This is a genomic window from Fructobacillus ficulneus (genome assembly GCF_001047075.2).
In the GTDB taxonomy this organism is placed as follows: domain Bacteria; phylum Bacillota; class Bacilli; order Lactobacillales; family Lactobacillaceae; genus Fructobacillus; species Fructobacillus ficulneus.
Genome location: NZ_DF968005.1, coordinates 444,351 through 465,489, shown reverse-complemented (window position 1 = coordinate 465,489; position 21,139 = coordinate 444,351). Strand labels below are relative to the sequence as shown.

Here is a 21,139-nt window from a genome sequence, read left to right as displayed (position 1 = left end):
CAGCTTTTCAAGCCGTTTTTTTGTCAGAATGTTATACCCCTGCAACTTGGATTTGTTAAACTAGAATTACAATTGATAAAGGTAAGATAAAGGAGAATTTACCATGGCTAAGCAAGTTTATATGGCTGGTCCATTTTTTTCAGAAACACAAAATGAAAAGGCTGGACGCTTGGAGAAAGCTTTAGAGGCACACCCACAGGTTAGTGGATTCTTCTCACCCCGTAAGCACCAATACGAGGAATTTGAATTGTTCTCACCAGAATGGCAAGTAGCTGCCTACGAATCAGATGTTGCGGCCATCGATGCCTGTGATGTCGTTGTTGCTATTGCTGATTTTGATAACCAGGATGCTGACTCAGGGACTGCCTGGGAAATTGGTTATGCCCATGCTAAGGGCATTCCAGTTGTTGTAATTAAGGAAGATGAAGCGGTGACATTGAATTTGATGATTGCCAAGTCATTAACGGCCTATTTGCATAGTGTTGAAGCTGTGGCAGATTACGATTTGGAAAACTTACCCGTTGTTCCTTATGATGGCCAAGTCATCTAAGGATAACGATTTTAAATTCATTAATTGTGATGAAAGAGGAGTAGAAGATGATTAAAGCGGTTGTTACTGTTGTTGGCCAAGACCAGACAGGAATCGTTGCCGGTGTGGCAACAGTTTTGTCTAACCATGGGGTTAATATTTTGGATATGTCTCAGACAATCATGTCTCAGACATTCACGATGTCAATGTTGGTTGGAATCGATGAAGCAGACGACTTCAATGAAGTTTATGCAGCCTTGAAGGAAGAAGGAAGTCGCCTTGGTGTGACGATCCACATCCAACGCGAAGAAATTTTTGACACGATGGCCCACATTTAATTTAACGAATTAAAAATAAACAGTAAATAAGAGATAAGTAAGCAAAATGGATACAACACAGATTCAAGAAACCATTCAAATGGTTAAAGAAGATAACTTTGACATTCGCACGATCACGATGGGAATTTCATTGTTAGACACAGTTGGTGGTTCGGCTGAAGAAACAGCTAAGAACGTTTACAAGAAAGTCACGACTTATGCCAAAAACCTGGTGGCTGTCGGTCAACAAATTGAACGTGAATATGGCGTGCCGATTACCAACAAGCGAATTTCCGTGACCCCAGTTTCTTTGATTGCCGGCTCAGCCGACGAAAAGGAAATTTTGGTCTTGGCTCACGCCTTGGATGATGCTGCTAAAGAAGTTGGCGTTGATTTTATCGGTGGCTATTCAGCCCTTGTTCAAAAAGGTTTTTCACACGGTGACTTGGCCTTGATCAAGTCATTGCCGACTGCCTTGACTGAAACCGATGTTGTGATGTCATCAATCAACGTTGGGTCATCAAAGGCCGGTATCAACTTAGATGCCGTTAAATTAATGGGTGAAACCATTAAGGCCATCACCGATAAGTCCGATACAGCAAATTCAAAGATGGTTGTCTTTGCTAACGCTGTCGAAGACAATCCCTTCATGGCGGGTGCCTTCCACGGTGTCTCAGAACCTGATGTTGTCATTAACGTCGGAGTTTCTGGACCGGGTGTTGTCAAGCGGGCCTTGGAACAAGTTAAGGGTGAATCAATCACGACGGTGGCCGAAACAATCAAGAAGACAGCCTTCAAGATTACTCGTGTTGGACAATTGGTTGGAACTGTCGCTGCTGAACGCTTAGGTGTTCCCTTTGGAATCGTTGATTTGTCATTGGCACCAACGCCAGCTCGTGGGGACTCTGTTGCCGAAGTCTTGGAAGAAATCGGCTTGGAACAAGTTGGAACCCACGGAACAACTGCTGCTTTGATGTTGCTCAACGATGCCGTTAAGAAGGGTGGGGTTATGGCCTCACAAGGTGTCGGTGGTTTGTCTGGAGCATTTATCCCGGTTTCTGAAGATGCCGGCATGATTGATGCCGTGAAGGCTGGAACTTTGTCATTGGCCAAGTTAGAAGCCATGACTTCTGTTTGTTCTGTTGGTTTGGACATGATTGCCATTCCTGGTGAAACGGATGCCACAAAGATTTCAGCGATGATTGCTGATGAAGCCGCTATCGGTGTTCAAAACAACAAGACAACTGCTGTCCGAATCTTGCCAACCAACGGTGCTAAGGTCGGGGATATGGTTGATTACGGTGGTTTGTTGGGAACAGCACCCGTGATGCCAGTGGTACCAAAGTCTTCTGCTGACTTTATTAACCGTGGTGGTCATGTGCCAGCACCAATCCATTCATTTAAAAACTAAAATAAAAAGGTTACCCAAGTAATTGACTTTGATTAGTCAGTTACTGAAGGTAACCTTTTTAGTTAATGGGATTAATATTTTGAATTTTCTTGGATTTGACGCTTTTCAGCCCGTGGCCGGTAGGCGTACCGGTCTGTACTTGTAATCACGCGTTTATTGCGCAATGTGTGAGCTTGATGGTGACGGGGCTTGAAGACCTCACCTTTTTGTAAGGCTACTCGTTGGTCACGGTGGTTTAAGATGTTGTCGCGAATGCCTAAGAAGAAGGCGTCAAATTTGACCCGCTTCAACCCGGTGACGTGCAGCAAATAATCTTTTGTTGAAGTTACTGGTAAATTCATAAAATGCCTCCGAAATAATTGTTTTGCATGGTTTCACTATACAGTTATTTGAGACGAAAAGGTTTCAAATGTATCAATGTTTCTGTAATCATAAGATTCTTAAGGTCTTCTTAAGAATTGACTGGGTATAATAACAATATGAAGACTGTGGAAGAACAACAATACCAACAATACCTAGAGGCCGAACGAGGGTATTCTGACCAAACGGTGAAAGCCTATCTGAAAGACATTGCTGCCTTTCGCTATTACCTTGATACTAATGGTGGTTTTGATGGCTTCACGAAGGTTAAAACTCTTGAAGTTAGGCTTTACTTAGCGGACTTATATAACCAAGTGCTGGCTCGGACAACCATTGCCCGTAAAATTTCGAGTTTGAAAAATTTCTATGCGTATTTGGTCAGTCAAAAGGTTAGTCTTGATAATCCCTTTGAGGGAGTCGCTTTACGACGGCACCAGGCCCATTTACCTGAATTTTTCTATGATAATGAAATTCAAGAATTATTTAAGGCGGCCTATGAGCGTGAAGAACATCCGTTGTGGCGGCGTGATGCCGCCTTGTTGGAAGTCTTATTTGCGACTGGGATGCGAGTTTCGGAATTTTCAAATATGGAAACAGACCAAGTCGATTTGAAACAGCGGTTAATTTTAGTGCATGGGAAGGGAAATAAAGACCGGTATGTTCCTTTTGGCTCGTATGCTCAAAAAGCCTTGGTGGATTATTTAGACAATTGTCGGCCTGAGCTAGTGGCTCGTAAAACGGTTGCCAATCCAAGCCAGAACGTTTTTTTAAACGCTCAGGGAGGAGCATTAACTTCGGCAGGGGTGACCTATATTTTGAACCAGTTGATGCAGAAAACGACTTTAACAGGTAAGATTCACCCCCATATGCTGCGTCATTCGTTTGCGACAGCTTTATTGAATCGTGGAGCGGATATGCGGACTGTTCAGGAACTTTTGGGACACGCTAACCTATCAACCACTCAAATCTATACTCATGTGTCGAAGGCGATGCTCCAGTCCTCTTATCAAAGTTATTTTCCTAGAGCCAAACGTTAAAGTTATCTAAGTACCAGCGCGAATGTTTTATTAACCGACAATTGGTTGATTTTGACTATGATTGCCAATTGTTATTGTAATCAAAGGATAGTAAAATAAAGACATGATAATACTGGAGAATGAAAAATTAAAGGTTGAGATTAACGAGCACGGGGCCGAATTGACCTCTGCTTGGAATAAAGAGGCTGAATTGGAATATATTTGGTATGGTGATCCCAAGTATTGGGGTCGTCATGCACCAAATCTATTCCCAATTGTTGGTCGTCTGCAGGGGGACCAGTATGACTTAGCTGGTCAAACCTACTATATGAACCAGCACGGTTTTGCCCGCAATATGGACTTTATGGTGGTCAACCGGCAGGATGATATGGTTCGACTACGACTAGAGGACTCAGAATCAACGCGACGGGTTTATCCCTTTGCCTTTGTTTTTGATGTCGTCTTTACTTTAGTTGATTCAGAACTTAAGGTTGAATACATCGTTAATAATCCGGCCACCCACGATTCACTTTTCTTTTCAGTTGGTGGCCATCCGGCCTTTAACTTACCCCTCGATGGCGGTAAGTTTTCTGACTACTACCTATCGGTTACACCGGAAAAGGTCTATGACCGAATTCGCTTAGTTGGTCCATACTCTAATCCAAATGTCCCAACTCCTTTTAGCTCCAATATTCCTTTGCGTCTGCGACAAGAAGATTACCATGACGATGCCATTATCTTAAAGCTTGACCGGCAGAAAACGACTTTCTTGTTAGCTCGGTTGGCGAACCAGCATGGAATGGAAATGACCATTGACAATGCCCAATACGCTGGGATTTGGACCCCAGCTGGTAAGGATGCACCATTTATTGCAGTCGAACCTTGGTGGGGAATTGCTGACACGGTTGATGCCACTGGAAACTTTAAAGAAAAGTTCGGCGTCAATGTCTTAGCCGCTGGTGATACCTTTAATGGTTCATACTCCATGAACTTTTTCTAATATCAAATTTAATTATCAAAAATAAAAGGCCAGCTGTGATTGCAGCTGGCTTTATAGGTTAAAAAACATGAAAATTACAGAATTATTCGAACAAAAAAAGGCCATTGCTCAGTCAGCTTTGGCAGTACCGATGGCTTTGGGTCCTTCCGATAAGTTTACTCCCTTCAAAAAAACACTTGATGAAAAAAATCCTGATGCCGTGATTTGGCAGGCTGATGCTATTGCTGATGAGTTTTCCAAGGAAGTGATTTGGGACCAGGTCAAGGCCGGTGGGGCTGAGGCGGTTGATGAACGAGATTTGTCTGCCATGAAAAAGGCAGCGATGAAGGCTGAACTAGACCAAGCCTACCAGGAATTTTTGTCAAATTGGCCAGCCATCCACCAACAAGTTGTTAGTGAATTGGTCAATAATGCCTTTGCGACAGCTGGGAATCATTTAGTTCTGCTAGCTTATAGTGGTAAGGCGGTTGGTGGTCAAGGTGAACTGAGCCCGGTTGACCAAGCCTTCTTTTTGGCTAATGCCCTGAAGGCGGGCGGTGAACGCTTTGCGGGTGTTTATTTATCTGCTGAATTGGATGAAGGCTTGCAGGCTAAGGTGGTTGAGGCAGCTGACCAGGCTGGTGTGCCGGTGATTGCGACCGGCCAGGTTGATGAAATGACCGAGACGGCATTCCAAGCCGTTTATCAACAGTTACTGAGTTCTAATCCTGCAGCGGTGAACCTCCATGTCAGTGCTGATTGCTTAGCAGAGATCGATTTGGCAGATTTAGAATTGGTTTTAGCTAACTTGGCCGAACAGGATTCAAGCGTGTCTTTAATTTTGACAATGACTGGCATTTTGTCGAAAGACCAAATTGAGGCTTGGTTGGTTTTTTCTTCGGCTTTAGTTACTTTAAGCTTGGGCGAAAATTGGCAAACTCCTTTGATTCAAAGTACCGTCAGTGAATTAGGATGGGCTTAAGGAAATAATTAATGGATTTTGAACTGAAAAGGATTGTTACCCAGCTTGAGCCATGATATAATTAACTCAACCAACTGAGGTAGTATTTATCTATCTACCTACCCAACCCTTATCTTCGGATAAGGGTTGTTTTTATTTTAAAATTAAAAAGGCGGGTGCTAACCAAATTGCGATTGGTGAGCACTCGTCTTTTATTTGTTAGCTTACTTGCTAGGGTAAAGATTATTGAGGTAGGTAATCAGACCAGTCTTAATGTCGGTCGCGATTTTTTGCTGATAGCGTGTTTGGCGGATATAAGAAAAATCACTATCTGAATTAATGAAACCGTTTTCTAGGAGGACGGCCGGTCGGGTAACGTCTTTAATCACGAGGTAAGGCATTGTTTCATAACCGCGGTTATTGAGTGGCAGATTATTCAAAGACCCGCTAAGGGCTTGAGCCAAAGGCAAGGAATTATCATTGTAGTAGTACTGTGATACTCCTGAAGCGGTGTTATTTGATTCGGAAGAATCGAAGTGGAAGGATATTTGGGCATCCGCGTTATATTTTTCAGCTTTGCGTGGGATGTAAAGGAGGGGCACGACGACGTCGCTATTGCGAACCATGATGACTCGGGCACCCGCATCCGTCAGAACCTTTTCAGTTGCGCGGGCGGTTCTGAGTGTGTAGGTTTTTTCGTAGTGTTTACCATCGGTTGAAATTGCCCCAGTATCAGACCCTCCATGACCAGGATCCAAGACAATTGTGGCTTCGGACAGGAGGGTTGCGGTTCTAATTTTAGTGTTGTTAGCAACCCAAGAAGCAACCCAGCCAACTTTTTGATTGTCATTTCGTTTGACCTTCCACCAGCCATTGTTACGGGCGACGACGGTCAACTTTGTTCCTGAATTAAGTTTAGTGATTTCTGAGTATCCAATTCCGGGACCGGTTCGTAGAGGAACTTGGTTTGGTCGGGTCGTTAGTTGATTTTGCTGTGCTAATGAAATAATTAAAAGCATGGTAGCTAGGGTAAAGGCACTAACGATGATTGCGCCAAATTTATTTTGTTTAATCCAATTCCATAAAGTGACCATAATAAGTATGCCTATTCCTATCTTATTTGTTTATTTTATCATGATTATTCCAGAAAAAGGGGGGCTATTTCTAGTATAATGGGGACATGAAACAATTTCGAGTTGAACACCTAACGTCGGTCTACGGTGAAAAGACCTTATTTGATGATATTTCTTTTTTGATTAGCCAGGGGGACCGAGTTGGTCTTGTTGGTGTGAATGGGTCTGGAAAAACGACTTTGCTAAATGCCTTGTCTGGCAAGCAGCCAGCGGATCACGGCCAAATTACTACTCAAAATGATTACCGAGTAGGTTATTTGGAGCAAGAACCTGATTTAGCCGGTCATTTACAAGTTTTAGATGCTATTTATGCCGGTGACCAGCCAGTCTTTCAAACGATTCGGGCCTACCAAGAATCATTAGATTTTTTGGCTGATGAGCCAGAAAATCCTAAGGCCAGCGCACGGTTTGAAAAGGCCCAAGCAGCCATGGACCGGGATGATGCCTGGACCATTGAAGCACAGATTAAGACTATCTTAACCCAGCTACATTTAACGGATTTAAAACAAAACGTGGCTGATTTGTCCGGGGGACAACGAAAGCGGGTTGGCTTAGCCCAGGTTTTGATTCAAGAACCTGACTTGCTGATTTTAGATGAACCAACTAACCACTTAGACTTTGATTCCATTGCCTGGTTAGAACAGTACTTAGCAAAGTATAAGGGAGCCTTGTTAACGGTCACCCATGATCGCTATTTCTTAGACCGAGTTACCAACCGTATCTTCGAGCTATCCTTTGGTAAGGTCTATGAATATGATGGAAACTATCAAGACTATGTCGAAGGCAAGGCAATTCGTCAGGAAAATTCTTTAGCAGCGGAACATAAGCGTGAAAAACTTTATGAAAAAGAATTAGTGTGGATGAATAAGTCAGCTCGGGCCCGAACGACCAAGCAAAAGGGGCGGGAACGTGCCTTTGCGGAGTTGGAAGAGTCAATGGGACAGGTGCAAACGGACCAAGATGTTGAAGTTTCTTTGGGACAACAACGCCTTGGTAAAAAGGTGATTGCCTTAGACCATGCGACCTTAGCTTTTGATGACAAGGTACTTTTCAAAGACCTTTCACTACGGTTTGGTCAACGAGATCGAATTGGAATTACTGGCCCAAACGGGGTCGGTAAGTCATCATTACTAAATGTTTTGGCGGGAAGGATACCTTTAACCGATGGAATCCTTGAAATTGGCGAGACCGTCCGAATTGGCTACTACACCCAGGTAACGGAAGAAATTCCGGCCGATAAGCGCATGATTGAGTACCTAACGGACGTTGCCTCGGCCGTCAAAGACCGCGATGGGAATGTTATTTCTGCCAAGGACCTATTGGAACAATTTCTCTTCCCGCCATTCATGCACGGAACTCTGGTTCGCAAATTATCGGGTGGGGAAAAACGACGGTTGTACTTGTTAAAAATTTTATTGCAAGAGCCTAATGTTTTGTTCTTAGATGAACCGACTAATGATTTGGATATTGGCACATTAACGGTCTTAGAAAACTTCTTGAAGAGTTTTGCTGGAACTGTTGTGACAGTTTCCCACGATCGGTACTTCTTGGATGAAGTTGCCGATTACGGTTATTACTTGGCCGGTGGTGGTGAAGTTGACCGCTATAACGGTGAATTTTCAACTTACTTGAAAGATAACGTTTTACAAAGCAAGAAGCCAGTATCAGCAGTTAAAAAAGCTGAGCCGGTGGCTGACCAAGGACGTAAGTCAGAACCAATACCCAAAAAGCGTAAGTTAACATACAACGAAAAACGCGAATGGGAGACAATCGAAGATGAAATTGCTGAATTGGAAGACCAAAGCGAGAGTCTAAATGAGTCGATGGCTGAAAACGGGGCTGACTATCAAAAGGTAGCTGAAATTCAAGCTGAATTAACCGTTGTTAGTAATAAATTAGACGAAAAAATGGACCGCTGGGCAGAACTGAGCGAAATTGTGGAAGAGCAAAATTAAGTTTTGCTCTTTTTATTTTTTAATTTTTTATAAATTTTTTAATTTACATTTACACAACACCAGTATGATAAGTATAAGTGGTTAAGAGAAAAACCATTAATCAAATCAAGACCGTGTTATAATCGAATTATAAACTACGGCCGGAGGTAAGAAAATGGCAACAAAAGTAAGACTAGCAGATGAAGCAGCTGATTTCGCAAAGGTGGGCTTAGATAAGAACCATATCGTTGCGCGTGAAGACGGAGAACGAGTTGATCCTGACGGTGAAAACTATGAATGGTGGTATTTTGATGCCAACCTCAATGATGGATCTCAACTAGTGACAACTTTCTATGCTAAGTCCGTTGTCAATCCATCCCCCGGTCTCAAGCCTTCAATGGAAGTTGAATGGACCAAGGCTGACGGTACAGCGATTAAAGAAAAAATTGAATTTAAACCCGAAGATTTTAGTGCCAGCAAGGATACTTGTGACGTTAAAATGGGTAAGAACTACTTCCGTGGTGACTTACATCACTATGAAATTGGGATTTTTGGTGAAAAAATCCAAGTTGAAATTTCATTCGATAACATCACGCCAGCTTGGCGACCAAACTTGGCTACTTTCTATGGTGACCAAGAAGAAAATAACTTCTCTTGGTTGCCAGCAACACCTCGTGGCCATGCCCAGGTGAAGTTGACGGCCAACGGCCAAACGCAAGACCTTGAAGGGGATTGCTACCACGACCACAACTGGGGTGACGTGGCCTTGATGAAGGTGATGAACCACTGGTACTGGGGTCGCGCTAACATCGGTGATTACACTGTTATTGATTCATACATGACGACTGAAAAGAAGTACGGTCATGCCAAGGTGCCAGTCTTCTTGTTGGCAAAGCGGGAAGAAATTCTGGCCGACGATGTTAAGTACGTGACTTATACACAAAGTGATCGCGAAGTGGAACCGGTAACGGGTAAGCCATATTACAAAAACATTGTCTTTGATTATAACGACCAAAAGAACCATTACCGGGTCACTTATTCAGCCGAAAAGGTTATCACGCACGATAAGATGATTGACCAAATTGATGGCTTTAAGAAGTTCATGGCCAAAATGATTGGCTTTGACGGTGCCTACTTACGGTTCTCTGGTATTGTTAAGCTTGAAATCCTCAACGGTGAAGAAGTAACCGAAAGTTTTGAAAGCAAGGGCCTTTGGGAAGAAGCTTACTTCGGTAAGACAATTGACTAATGTTATTAAAAACGATCAGCTGGTCGTTTTTTTTTATTTTCGGAATAGTTAATTTTAAATTGTGATTTTTTGACCTTAATCTCGTCTAATAGCTAGGAAAGTTGACTGCATAGTTACTAGTCTTGCGAATGGAAGAGAGGAAAGAGATGAATCAAACACAATTTTTATTGGCTCTGCACTTAACGGCTGGAATTGGTAAGGCCAGGGAAAGCCGAATCATTGATTATATTAACGAATTTGGTCAAAATTCGGAAAATTATCCCTGGTCTTTAGCTGAATTAAGTCAGATTCTTGGCTTAGCTGCTGATAGTGCGAGTTATCAACAAATTCAGGCAACGTACCAACAAAGTTTAAATCTGGCTGAGAATTTTCTGGTTCCCTTTATTACGTACTTTGACTTGGACTATCCAAGGCGGTTGCGGGAAATCTATCAGCCACCTTTGATTCTTTTTTACCAAGGAAATCTGCAGTCCTTGTCCTTACCGGCTTTAGCAGTAGTGGGCACTCGGCAGGCCAGTCCTTATGGTCTCCAAGTAGTTCGAGCCTTGCTGCCGGAAGTAATTGATACCGGCTGTGCCATTGTTTCAGGGCTGGCTAAAGGAATCGATATCATGGCCCATCAGGTGACCTTTGCCTCTGGTGGGATTCCAATCGGAGTGATTGGAACAGGGTTAGACCGCGTCTACCCACGCCAACATCGGATACTGCAAGAACAGGTTAGCCAACAGGGCTTGGTTTTGAGTGAGTACCCACCGGGAACGGGCCCGTTAAAGGGACATTTTCCTGATCGAAATCGTATTATTGCGGGCTTGGCCAGTGCCACCCTGGTAGTTGAGGCTCACCTCCATTCCGGGTCGCTAATTACCGCTAATTTAGCCCTGCAAGAAAACCGACAAGTCTTGGCGGTGCCGGGATCGATTTTGTCGCCGAGCTCTGCTGGCGCCAATGCCCTAATTCAGGCGGGGGCTTTGCCTGTTTTAAGTGCAAGTGATATTATAGGGTCAGTTCGACAGTTAGGATAGTAATATATTATATAGTAGGAAAATGTTTATTTTTATGACAAGAAATCTTGCCAAAGCCTAGAAAGCCCTGGTATGATAAGTGAGTTAAACCAAAAAATTAGGTTAATCAATGGAAAATAGAGCCGGTTGGCTGATTTATTTGTAGCTTGCAGGCACCAAGATTAATAGAAATATGGGGAATCAGACGTTGGTAGAAGCAAAAACTAAGAAAAAGACCACTCGAAAAAAAACGAGTAAGGCTAAAGCCAGTAAAAAATTAGTGATTGTTGAAAGTCCCTCAAAGGCTAAGACAATCGAAAAATACTTAGGTTCGACCTATCAAGTTGTCGCCTCAATTGGTCACGTCCGCGACTTACCCAAGTCAACCTTAGGGGTTGATGTCGACCAAGATTACCAACCAAAGTATATTAATATTCGCGGGAAAGGTCCCGTTATTAAAGATTTGAAAAAAGCTGCTAAGGCCGCTAAGCAAGTCTATCTCGCATCCGATCCGGATCGTGAAGGTGAGGCCATTGCTTGGCACTTACAGCACATTTTAGAGCTGGACCCAGAACAAGAAAACCGGGTTGTCTTTAATGAAATCACCAAGGATACGATTAAAAATGCCTTTAAAGAACCACGGACCATTAACCAGGACTTGGTTGATGCCCAGCAGGCTCGACGAATCATCGATCGTTTGGTTGGTTATTCAATCTCGCCGGTCCTTTGGAAGACGGTTAAACGAGGCTTGTCAGCTGGTCGTGTCCAGTCTGTTGCTTTGGGCTTAATTATTGCTCGTGAAAAGCAAATTCAGGCTTTTCAACCTGAGGAATACTGGACCTTGGATTCGGAATTCAAGAAGGGTAAGGCCAAGTTTAAGGCTAACTTCTATGGTTTTGATGGCAAGAAGCAGCCTTTGCCCGACAATGCTGCTGTCCAAAATGTGATGGGTCAGTTAGATCAAAACCAACCCTTTAACATCGAAACCGTCAAGGCTAAGGAGCGTAAGCGCCAGCCACAGCCACCGTTTACGACCTCAACGATGCAACAGGCGGCTAACACGCAGTTGAAGTTTAGAACTCGTAAGACGATGATGACGGCGCAACAGCTCTATGAAGGAATTAATTTGGGACGTGGACTCGGTCAAGTTGGGTTAATTACTTATATGCGTACCGACTCAACGCGACTATCTGCTTTGGCTAAAAATGCCGCTGCCCAATACATCCATGATGAATGGGGTGAAGAGTACTCAAGTCACAAGCCAGTCGCTGGGACACCGCAAGAAGGGGCGCAAGATGCCCACGAAGCCATCCGACCAACTGATGTGACGAAGACACCATCATCGATTAAGGATAAATTGACCCCCGATCAGTTCAAGTTGTATTCATTGATTTGGTCGCGGTTTGTGGCTTCCTTGATGACACCGGAAATTTTGGATACCTTGGCAGTAACGGTCGAACAAAATGGCGTTTTGTTTCATGCCAACGGTTCTAAGACGAAGTTCCCTGGGTTCACGAAAGCTTACCCGGCAGCTAAGGAAAAGGATAACCTCTTACCTGACTTAGCTGAGGGGGATGTTGTTGATTTGGCTAAGACCAGTCCGGAACAGCACTTTACCATGCCACCTGCCCGTTATTCCGAAGCGGCCCTGATTAAGGCCTTAGAAGAAAACGGTGTTGGGCGCCCATCAACCTATGCACCAACTTTGGATACCATTCAACGGCGGAACTATGTTCGGGTGGATGCCCGCAAGTTTGTGCCAACGGAGCTTGGTGAAATTGTCCAGACAATTGTTGATGATAAGTTCCCTGATATTACGGATCCGAAGTTCACGGCTCAAGTCGAGCACTCACTCGATGATATTGAAGTCGGTGATAAGCAGTGGGTGCCGGTTGTTGACGAATTCTACAAGCCTTTCGCTAAAGAAGTCGCAAGTGCTGAGGAAACCTTGGAAAAGATTACCATGCACGACGAATTGGCCGGTATGGACTGTGAAGTTTGTGGCGCACCGATGGTCATCAAAATGGGTCGGTATGGTAAGTTTTACGCTTGTTCACGGTTCCCTGATTGTCGTAATACTAAGGCGATTGTCCAAGAGATTGGGATTGCTTGTCCGAAGTGTGGCAAGGGACAAGTTGTGGAACGCAAAACCAAGCGTGGTCGGAAGTTCTACGGCTGTTCCCGCTACCCTGAGTGTGACTTTGTTTCTTGGGATAAGCCTAAGGCTGAAGGCGAAGAAGACCAAGCTAAGGACCAAGCCAGTGACAAGGCTACGGCTGAAGCAACTGACAATAAAAAAGAAGCTTAAAATAAAAGCCGGCCCTGTGGTCGGCTTTTTCAATCAAAAAGGAGTTTGAAATGGCGCAAAAGAATGTTTTAAAAGTCTTAACCATTGCCGGGTCGGACTCATTAGCAGGAGGTGGTCTTCAAGCCGATTTGGCTACCTTTGCTCAAGCAGGGTTAGCTGGTTTTTCTGCTCTCACGGCGATTGTGACAATTGACCCGGAAGATGTTCAAGTATTTGGGGTGGATGATGCCATACTTGCAGCCCAGTTAAGGTCTTTGAACCAGATTGATGATTTTGCTGCCATTAAAGTTGGTTTGCTAACCTCGGTGACCCAACTCGACTTAGTTGTTGATTTTTTAAGGCAACAGACTTGTCCGATTGTTGTTGATCCCGTATTGGCCTTGAAGGAGGGGGAGCTGGCTGAAAATCCAGCATTGGTAGCAGCCTACCGAGAGCGCTTGTTGCCCTTAGCGACAGTCATTACACCTAACTTAAATGAAGCGGCTTTGTTGTCAGACCAGTCAGTTAAAGATATTCAGAACACGAGTGATTTAACGGCCATTGCCCTTGGACTGAGTCAGACGGGAAGGACAGCGGCTTTGGTAAAGGGTGGACTAGGCTTTTTGTCAGATGAGACCTTGGATGTTTTGGTAAAAGGTGAGGAGGTCAGCAATTTAAGCCTACCAGCTTTACCGGCTGATTCCTTTATTAATGGAGCTGGCTGTACTCTGGCAGCGGCGGTTACGGCTAATTTGGCCCTAGGTCATGACCTAAAAGCAGCGGTTAGCCTGGCACAAAACTTTGTTCACCAAGCAATTCAAGCTGGTTATCCGATTAATTCCAATCGATTAGATGGTAATGTCTTCCAACCGGGTCAACCTAGTCAGTAATAAAATGAGTTATGAGAGTAGTGGACCGGTTACTTGTCCAAAAACTCTGTGTAAAAGAAAAAAGCCAACGTGAGTTGGCTTTTTCCTTTTTGTGATTTAAGTTAGTTTAACCTTGACCGTCCTGGAAGGCAGCGTAAAGGGTCATTCCGCCATCCACAAAGAGGGTGGTTCCGGTGACGTACTTGGCTTGGTCGGAGGCCAACCAGACGGCCGCATCGGCGACATCTTCTGGTTCACCAATCTTTTGCATAGGAATCATTGATTGGGTTTGGGCGTATTGGTCGGGGTCTGCAAACTTTTCGGCATTGATGGGCGTATTAATGGCCCCAGGTGCAATACTGTTGACGCGGATATCATTGGGTGCATATTCCATGGCAATCGTTTCAGTAAAGAGCTTAACCCCACCTTTAGCGGTGGCATAAGAAGAAAAAGTTGGCCAAGGGATTTGTTGATGGACGGAAGACATGTTGATAATGTTTCCCGTCTTTTCATTGTCTAGCCAGTAATTCAAGGCCGCCTTAGCACCTAAAAAGACCCCAGTCATGTTAATGCCAATGACCTTATTCCATTCGTCTAAGGAAATTTGGTGGGTTGGGGTTTGAATTTCCATCCCGGCATTATTGACCCAAACATCAAGACCGCCAAAATTATCAACGGCAGCATCCAACAAAGCCTGAACACCAGCTTCTGTGGCAACGTCGGCTTTGACAGCGACAGCATCGCCGCCATTGGCTTTGATTTCATCAACAGCTTTTTGGGCACCGGCTTCATCAGAATGGTAGTTGATGACGACATTCATTTGTTCTTGGGCATAACGCAAGGCAATGGCATTGCCAATTCCCTTCGACCCTCCGGTGATGACAGCAACTTTTTGGTTCAAATCTTGAAACATAGGTTCCTCCTTGTACAAAAAAAGACAGCAAATCTGGATTTGCTGTCTACTTTAGACTTTTTTGACAATTATGGCAAATTTATTTCACTTGTTTCCGGTATTGGGCAGCAGTTAAGCCGGCTTCTTGCTTGAAAACAGTGTTAAAATACGAAAGATTAGGAATGCCAATCTTCAAACCAATTAGGGCAACGCAGTCCTTGCTTTCACGTAACATCTTCTTAGCGTGGAACATTCTAACCCGCAAGAGATAGTTTTGGGGACTTTCGTCTGCTACCGCCAAAAATGATCGGTGTAAGATGCCAGAGGAAACATCAAATTGGTCACTTAATGATTCCAAGGTAATCCGGTTTTTGTAGTGGGTCGCTAAATACTCCTTGACCTTGAACACTAGGTCAGCCTTTTCAGATAACTCGCCAAATGGTTGGCATTCTGAGCAGGGGATGAATCCTTCGAATAGGGCTTCATCGTTCGTTTTGAAAATTTGAATTTCGTCTGGATTTGTTTCTGGTCCATGAACGCAAGATGGTCGACAAACACGTTTGTCTGTTCCGACCCCGTAAATGAAACTACCATTGAATTCCGCATCGCGGTCTTGGATAGCTTGCCAACGTTTTTTGGTTAAAGAGTACATATATTTAACCTCCTCTTAGAACTTATCTAGCTTAGGAACACCCGTTCCTAAATACTTCTAGACCATTTTAACATGAATTGGTCTATTTGAATATGACCGTTCTTTTACAAAAGGACTGCTTTTGTGTTTTAGGGCTAAATTTAGTAGAATAGGAAGATAGAAAAAGGCTTTTAAGAGTCGGTAGAAAGGCGTAAACAATTGACAAATTATGCAGAAGAAATGATGGCGGCCATCCGTCTCGGACAATTGGATCAAGCCCAAACGCTTTTTCAAAAATCATTAGCTAACGACAGTGATGATTTAATCTATTCATTGGCTGAAGACCTATATGCCATGGGCTTTGTGTCAGAGTCTAAGCAGGCTTACTTAAACTTAGTCGAAAAGTACCCACACGAGGGGCAATTGAAGACGGCTTTGGCCGAATTAGCGATTGAAGAAAATGATTTGGACCAGGCTCAAGATTATCTGGCCCAAATTGAAGAGGACTCTCCAGCCTACCTAGAAGCCTTGATGGTCAAGGCAGACTTATACCAAAGCGAAGGGCTAACTGAATCAGCCCAGGCAGCACTCGAAAAAGCTCAGACTTTAGCTCCGGACGAGCCGGTTGTGACCTTTGCTTTAGCAGAATTTTATTTTTCAACCGGTGAGTACCACCAAGCCATTGCCAACTACCGGAACTTGCTCTTGCAGGGACAACGGCGGATTGCCAAAGTCGACATGGCTGCCCGAATTGGAACGGCTTATGCTGCCATCGGGAATGTTGACAATGCCATCGCTTACCTGGAACAAATTAAGCCCTTGGATTTGACCATCGACACAAAGTTCCAATTGGCCTTTTTGTATGTTGAAAAGAAGGCTGACGATGACGCCTTGCCACTCTTCCAAGACATCTTGGAGGCTGACCCCCAGTACACATCGGTTTATCCCTTGCTAGGGCAACTGTACGAACGGATTAAGGACACGGCTGAGGCTTTAAAGACTTACCAAATTGGTTTGTCCTACGACCAAACCAACCCAATCTTATACCGGCTAGCGGGGGCCTTGGCCTTTCGACTAGGGGACACTGACCTGGCCAAGGAATACTACCAGGCTGCTTTGGACTTAGATGACCAAGACCTGACCACTTACACGGCTTTGGCTGATTTGAACTTAGCTATTCATGACTATGATGCTGTGATTGCGACAATCGGGGCCGCAGCTGACCAAGATTTAGTTGATCCTCGCTTTGCTTGGGACTTGGCGCGGGCCTACCATGCTAAGGAAGAAGAGGATAAAGCCTCGGAGCAATGGCTAATTGCCGCCCAGGACTATCCTGAAAACCCAGATTTCTGGCATGACCTAGCTGATTGGTACCATGAAGTTGGTCGCCGTCAGGACGAATTGCAAGCTTTGGAAAAGGCGGTCGACCTTGACCCTGATAACTTTGAGTTAGCTGACCGCTTGGCTGATCTATCATTAGACCTTTAATTGAAACGGTAAAATTCGCTGAAAACGTGCATTCTAACCTATATCTTGCTAAAATTAAAAAGAATAAAAAGGCACGAAGGAGTAGCTCATGCAGCTGGATAATTTACCAAGCGAACTGATTTCTGCCAAGCCAATTTTGGACCAGATTAATCAAGCCGGTTTTCAGGCTTATTTTGTCGGCGGTTGTGTCCGCGACATTATTTTAAACAAAGCAATTCATGATGTTGACATTGCGTCCTCGGCCTACCCAGAGGAAATAAAAAAGATTTTTAAAAAGACGGTCGATACCGGTATCCAGCATGGGACGGTGATGGTGTTAGACCACGGAGAAGGGTATGAAATTACAACTTTTCGAACGGAGTCAACCTATACTGATTTCCGCCGTCCCGACCAGGTGACTTTTGTTCGGTCATTGAGTAAAGACCTAAAACGGCGTGATTTTACGATTAACGCCTTTGCCTTACAGGCAGATGGGCAAGTGATTGATTACTTTGATGGATTGACTGACTTAGACCGCCAACAAATTCGGGCGGTTGGTCGAGCCCAGGAACGGTTTACTGAAGATGCTTTGCGGATGATGCGGGCCTTACGGTTTGCGTCTCAATTGGATTTCACAATTGAAGATCAAACCTTTCAAGCCTTAGTTAATTTGGGGCCCAACTTGGAGAAAATCGCCGTCGAGCGGATTCGAGTTGAGTTTGAAAAGCTCTTACAAGGAAGTTCTGCTGGACCGGCCTTGCGGCTCTTGTTAAAGGCTCAGCTCTTACCCTACTTACCTGGTAAAACTGGGCGAGTTACAGCTGATCACTTAAATTTGGTGGCTGGCCAACTAAGCCAACGCCAACCAAGCAATGAAAAGGTTGCTTGGACAATTTACCTCGGTCAGGCAGGCTTGTCAGCACCAGACTTACAAGATGAACTCCGGCAGTGGAAACTTTCTCGTGATGTGATGCAAACCGTTGTGGCTTTAGCACCACTCTTAGCTCAACCAAAGCAAATCTCAACTTGGGCGATTTATGAGCACAATAGCCAGATTGAGACCTTGGTTGAGGCCCTGACAATTATGGGGGTTGAGAATGCGGTGATTCAAGCTGTCCAAACGAAGTATGCAGCCTTACCAATTTACTCGTCCAAGGAAATTGTTTTGTCCGGTGGAGATTTGATTCAGCAAGGATTAGCGCAACCGGGACCTGCCTTGGGCCAGACCTTACACCAACTGGAAAAAGCGGTGGCCTTAGGTCAGGTTGAAAATACTAAGCCAGCAATCATTGCCTGGTTAAGGGGGAATGATAATGGCAACAATTAGAATGGTTTGGGCTGAAGATGACCAGCACGCTATCGGCAAAGATGGCGACTTACCCTGGCATATTCCAGCTGATTTAAAGCACTTTAAAAATGAAACCATCAATACCACGATGGTGATGGGCCGGTCGACTTGGGATTCAATTGGGCGTCCACTACCGGGTCGCAAAACTGTTGTCTTAACCCGAAACCTCGATTTTGATCCAGGTTTTGACGAGGTCACGGTGGTTCATTCCTTAGCCGATTTAAAAGCCTTGATTGAAGACCAAGTTCAAGCAGGAAAACCAGTATCGATTGCTGGTGGGGCACAAGTTTTTAATGCTTTAATGCCGATTGCGACCGAGTTGTCGGTTACCAAGGTTGCTGGCGAATACGCCGGCGATACCTTTGTTGACCCGATTGATTTAGATATTTTTACCCTCGTGAACCAAGAAAGCCACACCGATGGCGATTACCACTTCACCTTTCAAACGTATCAACGTAAATCCTAGGAGATTTTTATGGCGAAAGTACAAATAGTAACGGATTCAGCCGCTCAGTTTACGCCCGCGGAAATAGCAGAATATGGCATCAAGGTTGTTCCTTTGTCAGTCCAAATTGATGGGGTCATTTACCAAGACGGTGTGACGATTTCAGCGGAAGACTTTTTAGACAAGATGCAAAAGAGCGACCACTTGCCCCAAACGTCACAACCATCTATTGGGGCTTTTAAAGAAATTTATGACCAATGTTTTGAGGAAGACCCAGAAGCGCGGGTGCTTTCTTTGCATTTGTCATCAGGTCTTTCAGGGACGGTTAACGCTGCGGCCCAGGCTAATGCCTTAACCAAGGCCGATGTTTTTGCCTTTGATACCTTGAGTGCTGACCGGGCCGAAGCCTTTGTTGTTTTGGCCGCTGCTCGTGCTGCTGCAGAAGGTCAAGACTTTGACCAGGTTTTGAAGGTGGCAGAAGCTGCCCGTGACCAAACTCATATTTATTTGTCATTCCGTTCACTGGATAACATGGTGGCCGGTGGTCGGTTGTCTAAGACTCAGGGTCTGATTGGTAACCTCCTAAACATCAAGGTTGGTGCTGAAGTCGACGATGAAGGTAAGGTTGATGTCTTGGTCAAGGGCCGAGGCTTGAAGACGATTAAGGCTTTTAACGAAGATGTCATCGAGAAGATGAAAGCCTTCACCACGATGAAGTCGATTGGGGTGACCTATACGGGTGTGACCGATGAGGCAGAAGCTTTAGCTGAACGGTTGAATACAATCTGGCCTGACTTGGACATCTTAGTATCTGTAGCAACGCCAATTATCTCAACCCACACAGGAATGGGCGCCTTAGCCATCCTGTTTGAAGCGGAATAAGCAATTAGAAGGGGAGACTAGACATGAAAAAGCGGACAATTGTCCTATTAACGACCTTGGGCGTGATTGGCCTGGGAGCAGGTAGTGTTGGCGGCTTTGTGGCCTACCAGGAATACCATCCGGCCAAGACGACCTTTCACGCTAGTCAAACTGGTGGTCAAACGGTTAAAACACTATCGATGACCAAAGATGAATTTACGGCCTTCTTGCAACGCCACTTGGGTAGTGCCGGCTATGATGTCACGGTCGGTGACCAAGACATCACGGTCAGTGGGGCAACCACTGTTCTTGGGGCTAAGGTTAATGCTAAATTAACCATGACACCGACAGTCACCAAAGATGGCAATATTTTCTTAAACGTCGAAAAAGCTACCATTGGTTCTGCGGCCGTGCCAACCAAGGTTGCCTTGGGCTACCTGGCTAAGTCCGATAACATTCCGGCCGGCCTAGTTGTGCAACCGGATAAAAACCGGATTGCTTTGGATATTCCAGAATTAACTGCCCAGGATACGTTAGCTTATAAAGCCGATGCCATTAATATCGAACAGGGTATCTTTAAGTTTTCCGAGGTAAATACTAGTGCCAAGTAAGTCACAAACTTTTTACGGTTGGTTGATGACTAACCGTAACCCAGTAGCAGCTGATGAAATTCAACAGTTTGCTAATAACGCATTTTTAGATCAGAGCTTTCCCAAACAGTCAACGGATTTCGATGAGCTATCAGACTACCTTGAAGGGTCTGCCGGCTACTTGATGTCGATGACGATTTTTGATGAGGCCTGGTCACAATACCAAGCTAGTCGCTAAAAGGAGCAAGCATGGGACAATTAATACAATGGTATCCGGGCCACATGGCCAAAGCCTTTCGCTTAATGCGCGAAAACTTGAACTTAGTCGACATCGTTTTTGAATTGGTCGATGCCCGGTTACCGGCCTCATCGCGCAACCCTGAAGTCGATAAGCTAATTGGGGACAAGCCCCGGATGTTGATTTTAACTAAGGCTGACTTAGCCGACCCCAAGGAAACTCGGGCTTGGAAGGAACACTTTGAAGCCCAAGGACTCAAGGTCGTCGTCTTAGATACTCGGAGTCCGCAAACCCCGCAGATTATGACTCGGGCCGCCAAGGCCGTTTTGGCCGATAAGATTTCGGCCCAGGCCAAGCGGGGAATTGAGAACCGACCAATCCGGGCCATGCTGGCCGGCATCCCCAACGTTGGGAAGTCAACGCTTTTGAACCACCTGGTGGAAAAAAACGTCGCTCCCACGGCCAACAAGCCAGGAGTGACAAAAAAGGTTGCCTGGTTGAAAACGCCGGCCGGGTTGGAAATCTTGGATTCACCCGGGGTCTTGTGGCCCAAGTTTGAGGACCAAAAGATTGGTTTGCGCTTGGCCTTGTCCGGCGCCGTCAAGGATACCCTTTTTGCCA

The 21,139-nt window shown here is 44.8% G+C and carries 22 protein-coding genes; 18 read left to right on the top strand and 4 right to left on the bottom strand.

Annotation, left to right across the window (positions count from 1 at the left end; all coding sequences use genetic code 11):
• The first annotated feature begins 103 nt into the window (after positions 1–103).
• The 3 genes from AOQ29_RS06805 to AOQ29_RS06795 are packed head-to-tail and all read left to right on the top strand — an operon-like array spanning position 104 to position 2,257.
• Entirely contained in the window at positions 104–550 is a 447-nt protein-coding gene (locus tag AOQ29_RS06805) for a nucleoside 2-deoxyribosyltransferase (protein ID WP_061993725.1), read from the top strand.
• A gap of 47 nt (positions 551–597) precedes the next feature.
• Complete coding sequence (locus tag AOQ29_RS06800; protein ID WP_061993724.1) at positions 598–867, top strand: ACT domain-containing protein; 270 nt, start codon at positions 598–600, stop codon at positions 865–867.
• 46 nt (positions 868–913) lie between these two features.
• Positions 914–2,257 (top strand): PFL family protein, encoded by a 1,344-nt coding sequence (locus AOQ29_RS06795; RefSeq protein ID WP_061993723.1) that lies wholly within the window; start codon positions 914–916, stop codon positions 2,255–2,257.
• A 71-nt stretch (positions 2,258–2,328) separates the two neighbouring features.
• Here AOQ29_RS06795 and AOQ29_RS06790 read toward each other — a convergent pair whose 3' ends face one another.
• Positions 2,329–2,598 (bottom strand): hypothetical protein, encoded by a 270-nt coding sequence (locus tag AOQ29_RS06790; RefSeq protein WP_061993722.1) that lies wholly within the window; start codon positions 2,596–2,598, stop codon positions 2,329–2,331.
• A gap of 138 nt (positions 2,599–2,736) precedes the next feature.
• On the opposite strand from AOQ29_RS06790, the gene xerC reads away from it, so the two are divergent.
• The 3 genes from xerC (at position 2,737) to AOQ29_RS06775 (ending at position 5,594) form a co-directional block, all read left to right on the top strand.
• On the top strand, positions 2,737–3,654 hold the full coding sequence (gene xerC / locus AOQ29_RS06785) for a tyrosine recombinase XerC (RefSeq protein ID WP_061993721.1): 918 nt from the start codon (positions 2,737–2,739) through the stop codon (positions 3,652–3,654).
• 103 nt (positions 3,655–3,757) lie between these two features.
• The gene (locus AOQ29_RS06780; RefSeq protein ID WP_061993720.1) at positions 3,758–4,633 is read left to right on the top strand and encodes an aldose 1-epimerase family protein; all 876 of its coding nucleotides are present in this window, start codon (positions 3,758–3,760) and stop codon (positions 4,631–4,633) included.
• Positions 4,634–4,700: 67 nt separating this feature from the next.
• Positions 4,701–5,594, top strand: a complete 894-nt coding sequence (locus tag AOQ29_RS06775; RefSeq protein WP_061993719.1) for a hypothetical protein — start codon at positions 4,701–4,703, stop codon at positions 5,592–5,594.
• Between the two features lie 203 nt (positions 5,595–5,797).
• Here the strand turns inward: AOQ29_RS06775 and AOQ29_RS06770 are convergent, their stop codons facing one another.
• Positions 5,798–6,667, bottom strand: coding sequence for an N-acetylmuramoyl-L-alanine amidase (locus AOQ29_RS06770; RefSeq protein WP_061993718.1), 870 nt, complete (start codon positions 6,665–6,667; stop codon positions 5,798–5,800).
• An 86-nt stretch (positions 6,668–6,753) separates the two neighbouring features.
• Here AOQ29_RS06770 and AOQ29_RS06765 point away from each other — a divergent pair, with 86 nt between their 5' ends.
• From AOQ29_RS06765 to AOQ29_RS06745, 5 genes are all read left to right on the top strand, one after another.
• Complete coding sequence (locus AOQ29_RS06765) at positions 6,754–8,661, top strand: ABC-F family ATP-binding cassette domain-containing protein (RefSeq protein WP_061993717.1); 1,908 nt, start codon at positions 6,754–6,756, stop codon at positions 8,659–8,661.
• A 154-nt stretch (positions 8,662–8,815) separates the two neighbouring features.
• A complete protein-coding gene (locus tag AOQ29_RS06760) occupies positions 8,816–9,889 on the top strand; it encodes a hypothetical protein (protein WP_061993716.1) in 1,074 nt (357 codons plus the stop codon).
• 146 nt (positions 9,890–10,035) lie between these two features.
• Positions 10,036–10,911 (top strand): DNA-processing protein DprA, encoded by an 876-nt coding sequence (dprA, locus tag AOQ29_RS06755; protein WP_061993715.1) that lies wholly within the window; start codon positions 10,036–10,038, stop codon positions 10,909–10,911.
• A 187-nt stretch (positions 10,912–11,098) separates the two neighbouring features.
• Positions 11,099–13,198 (top strand): type I DNA topoisomerase, encoded by a 2,100-nt coding sequence (topA, locus tag AOQ29_RS06750; RefSeq protein ID WP_061993714.1) that lies wholly within the window; start codon positions 11,099–11,101, stop codon positions 13,196–13,198.
• 50 nt (positions 13,199–13,248) lie between these two features.
• Positions 13,249–14,067 (top strand): hydroxymethylpyrimidine/phosphomethylpyrimidine kinase, encoded by an 819-nt coding sequence (locus tag AOQ29_RS06745; protein ID WP_061993713.1) that lies wholly within the window; start codon positions 13,249–13,251, stop codon positions 14,065–14,067.
• A gap of 106 nt (positions 14,068–14,173) precedes the next feature.
• On the opposite strand, the gene AOQ29_RS06740 is transcribed toward AOQ29_RS06745, so the two are convergent.
• Both AOQ29_RS06740 and AOQ29_RS06735 read right to left on the bottom strand, forming a co-directional pair.
• Positions 14,174–14,959, bottom strand: coding sequence for a glucose-1-dehydrogenase (locus tag AOQ29_RS06740; protein ID WP_061993712.1), 786 nt, complete (start codon positions 14,957–14,959; stop codon positions 14,174–14,176).
• 79 nt (positions 14,960–15,038) lie between these two features.
• Positions 15,039–15,590, bottom strand: a complete 552-nt coding sequence (locus AOQ29_RS06735; RefSeq protein WP_061993711.1) for an Ada metal-binding domain-containing protein — start codon at positions 15,588–15,590, stop codon at positions 15,039–15,041.
• Positions 15,591–15,788: 198 nt separating this feature from the next.
• On the opposite strand from AOQ29_RS06735, the gene AOQ29_RS06730 reads away from it, so the two are divergent.
• The 7 genes from AOQ29_RS06730 to ylqF all read left to right on the top strand — a co-directional run.
• Positions 15,789–17,057: a tetratricopeptide repeat protein gene (locus AOQ29_RS06730; RefSeq protein WP_242977432.1), complete on the top strand. Its 1,269-nt coding sequence runs from the start codon at positions 15,789–15,791 to the stop codon at positions 17,055–17,057.
• Between the two features lie 88 nt (positions 17,058–17,145).
• A complete protein-coding gene (locus tag AOQ29_RS06725) occupies positions 17,146–18,363 on the top strand; it encodes a CCA tRNA nucleotidyltransferase (protein ID WP_061993710.1) in 1,218 nt (405 codons plus the stop codon).
• On the top strand, positions 18,350–18,850 hold the full coding sequence (locus AOQ29_RS06720) for a dihydrofolate reductase (RefSeq protein WP_061993709.1): 501 nt from the start codon (positions 18,350–18,352) through the stop codon (positions 18,848–18,850). The genes AOQ29_RS06725 and AOQ29_RS06720 overlap by 14 nt, the downstream gene beginning before the upstream one ends.
• Positions 18,851–18,859: 9 nt before the next feature.
• Complete coding sequence (locus AOQ29_RS06715) at positions 18,860–19,711, top strand: DegV family protein (protein ID WP_061993708.1); 852 nt, start codon at positions 18,860–18,862, stop codon at positions 19,709–19,711.
• Positions 19,712–19,734: 23 nt separating this feature from the next.
• Positions 19,735–20,301, top strand: coding sequence for a DUF2140 family protein (locus AOQ29_RS06710; RefSeq protein ID WP_061993707.1), 567 nt, complete (start codon positions 19,735–19,737; stop codon positions 20,299–20,301).
• On the top strand, positions 20,291–20,518 hold the full coding sequence (locus AOQ29_RS06705; RefSeq protein ID WP_083989400.1) for a YozE family protein: 228 nt from the start codon (positions 20,291–20,293) through the stop codon (positions 20,516–20,518). The genes AOQ29_RS06710 and AOQ29_RS06705 overlap by 11 nt, the downstream gene beginning before the upstream one ends.
• Before the next feature lie 11 nt (positions 20,519–20,529).
• The coding region (gene ylqF / locus AOQ29_RS06700; protein ID WP_061993747.1) for a ribosome biogenesis GTPase YlqF at positions 20,530–21,139 on the top strand (610 nt) is incomplete at its 3' end.

Bases quoted from the DNA above. Each gene is read 5' to 3' on its own strand.
- AOQ29_RS06805 (WP_061993725.1), top strand. From the start codon at position 104: ATGGCTAAGCAAGTTTATATGGCTGGTCCATTTTTTTCAGAAACACAA.
- AOQ29_RS06800 (WP_061993724.1), top strand. From the start codon at position 598: ATGATTAAAGCGGTTGTTACTGTTGTTGGCCAAGACCAGACAGGAATC.
- AOQ29_RS06795 (WP_061993723.1), top strand. From the start codon at position 914: ATGGATACAACACAGATTCAAGAAACCATTCAAATGGTTAAAGAAGAT.
- AOQ29_RS06790 (WP_061993722.1), bottom strand. From the start codon at position 2,598: ATGAATTTACCAGTAACTTCAACAAAAGATTATTTGCTGCACGTCACC.
- xerC (WP_061993721.1), top strand. From the start codon at position 2,737: ATGAAGACTGTGGAAGAACAACAATACCAACAATACCTAGAGGCCGAA.
- AOQ29_RS06780 (WP_061993720.1), top strand. From the start codon at position 3,758: ATGATAATACTGGAGAATGAAAAATTAAAGGTTGAGATTAACGAGCAC.
- AOQ29_RS06775 (WP_061993719.1), top strand. From the start codon at position 4,701: ATGAAAATTACAGAATTATTCGAACAAAAAAAGGCCATTGCTCAGTCA.
- AOQ29_RS06770 (WP_061993718.1), bottom strand. From the start codon at position 6,667: ATGGTCACTTTATGGAATTGGATTAAACAAAATAAATTTGGCGCAATC.
- AOQ29_RS06765 (WP_061993717.1), top strand. From the start codon at position 6,754: ATGAAACAATTTCGAGTTGAACACCTAACGTCGGTCTACGGTGAAAAG.
- AOQ29_RS06760 (WP_061993716.1), top strand. From the start codon at position 8,816: ATGGCAACAAAAGTAAGACTAGCAGATGAAGCAGCTGATTTCGCAAAG.
- dprA (WP_061993715.1), top strand. From the start codon at position 10,036: ATGAATCAAACACAATTTTTATTGGCTCTGCACTTAACGGCTGGAATT.
- AOQ29_RS06745 (WP_061993713.1), top strand. From the start codon at position 13,249: ATGGCGCAAAAGAATGTTTTAAAAGTCTTAACCATTGCCGGGTCGGAC.
- AOQ29_RS06740 (WP_061993712.1), bottom strand. From the start codon at position 14,959: ATGTTTCAAGATTTGAACCAAAAAGTTGCTGTCATCACCGGAGGGTCG.
- AOQ29_RS06735 (WP_061993711.1), bottom strand. From the start codon at position 15,590: ATGTACTCTTTAACCAAAAAACGTTGGCAAGCTATCCAAGACCGCGAT.
- AOQ29_RS06725 (WP_061993710.1), top strand. From the start codon at position 17,146: ATGCAGCTGGATAATTTACCAAGCGAACTGATTTCTGCCAAGCCAATT.
- AOQ29_RS06720 (WP_061993709.1), top strand. From the start codon at position 18,350: ATGGCAACAATTAGAATGGTTTGGGCTGAAGATGACCAGCACGCTATC.
- AOQ29_RS06715 (WP_061993708.1), top strand. From the start codon at position 18,860: ATGGCGAAAGTACAAATAGTAACGGATTCAGCCGCTCAGTTTACGCCC.
- AOQ29_RS06710 (WP_061993707.1), top strand. From the start codon at position 19,735: ATGAAAAAGCGGACAATTGTCCTATTAACGACCTTGGGCGTGATTGGC.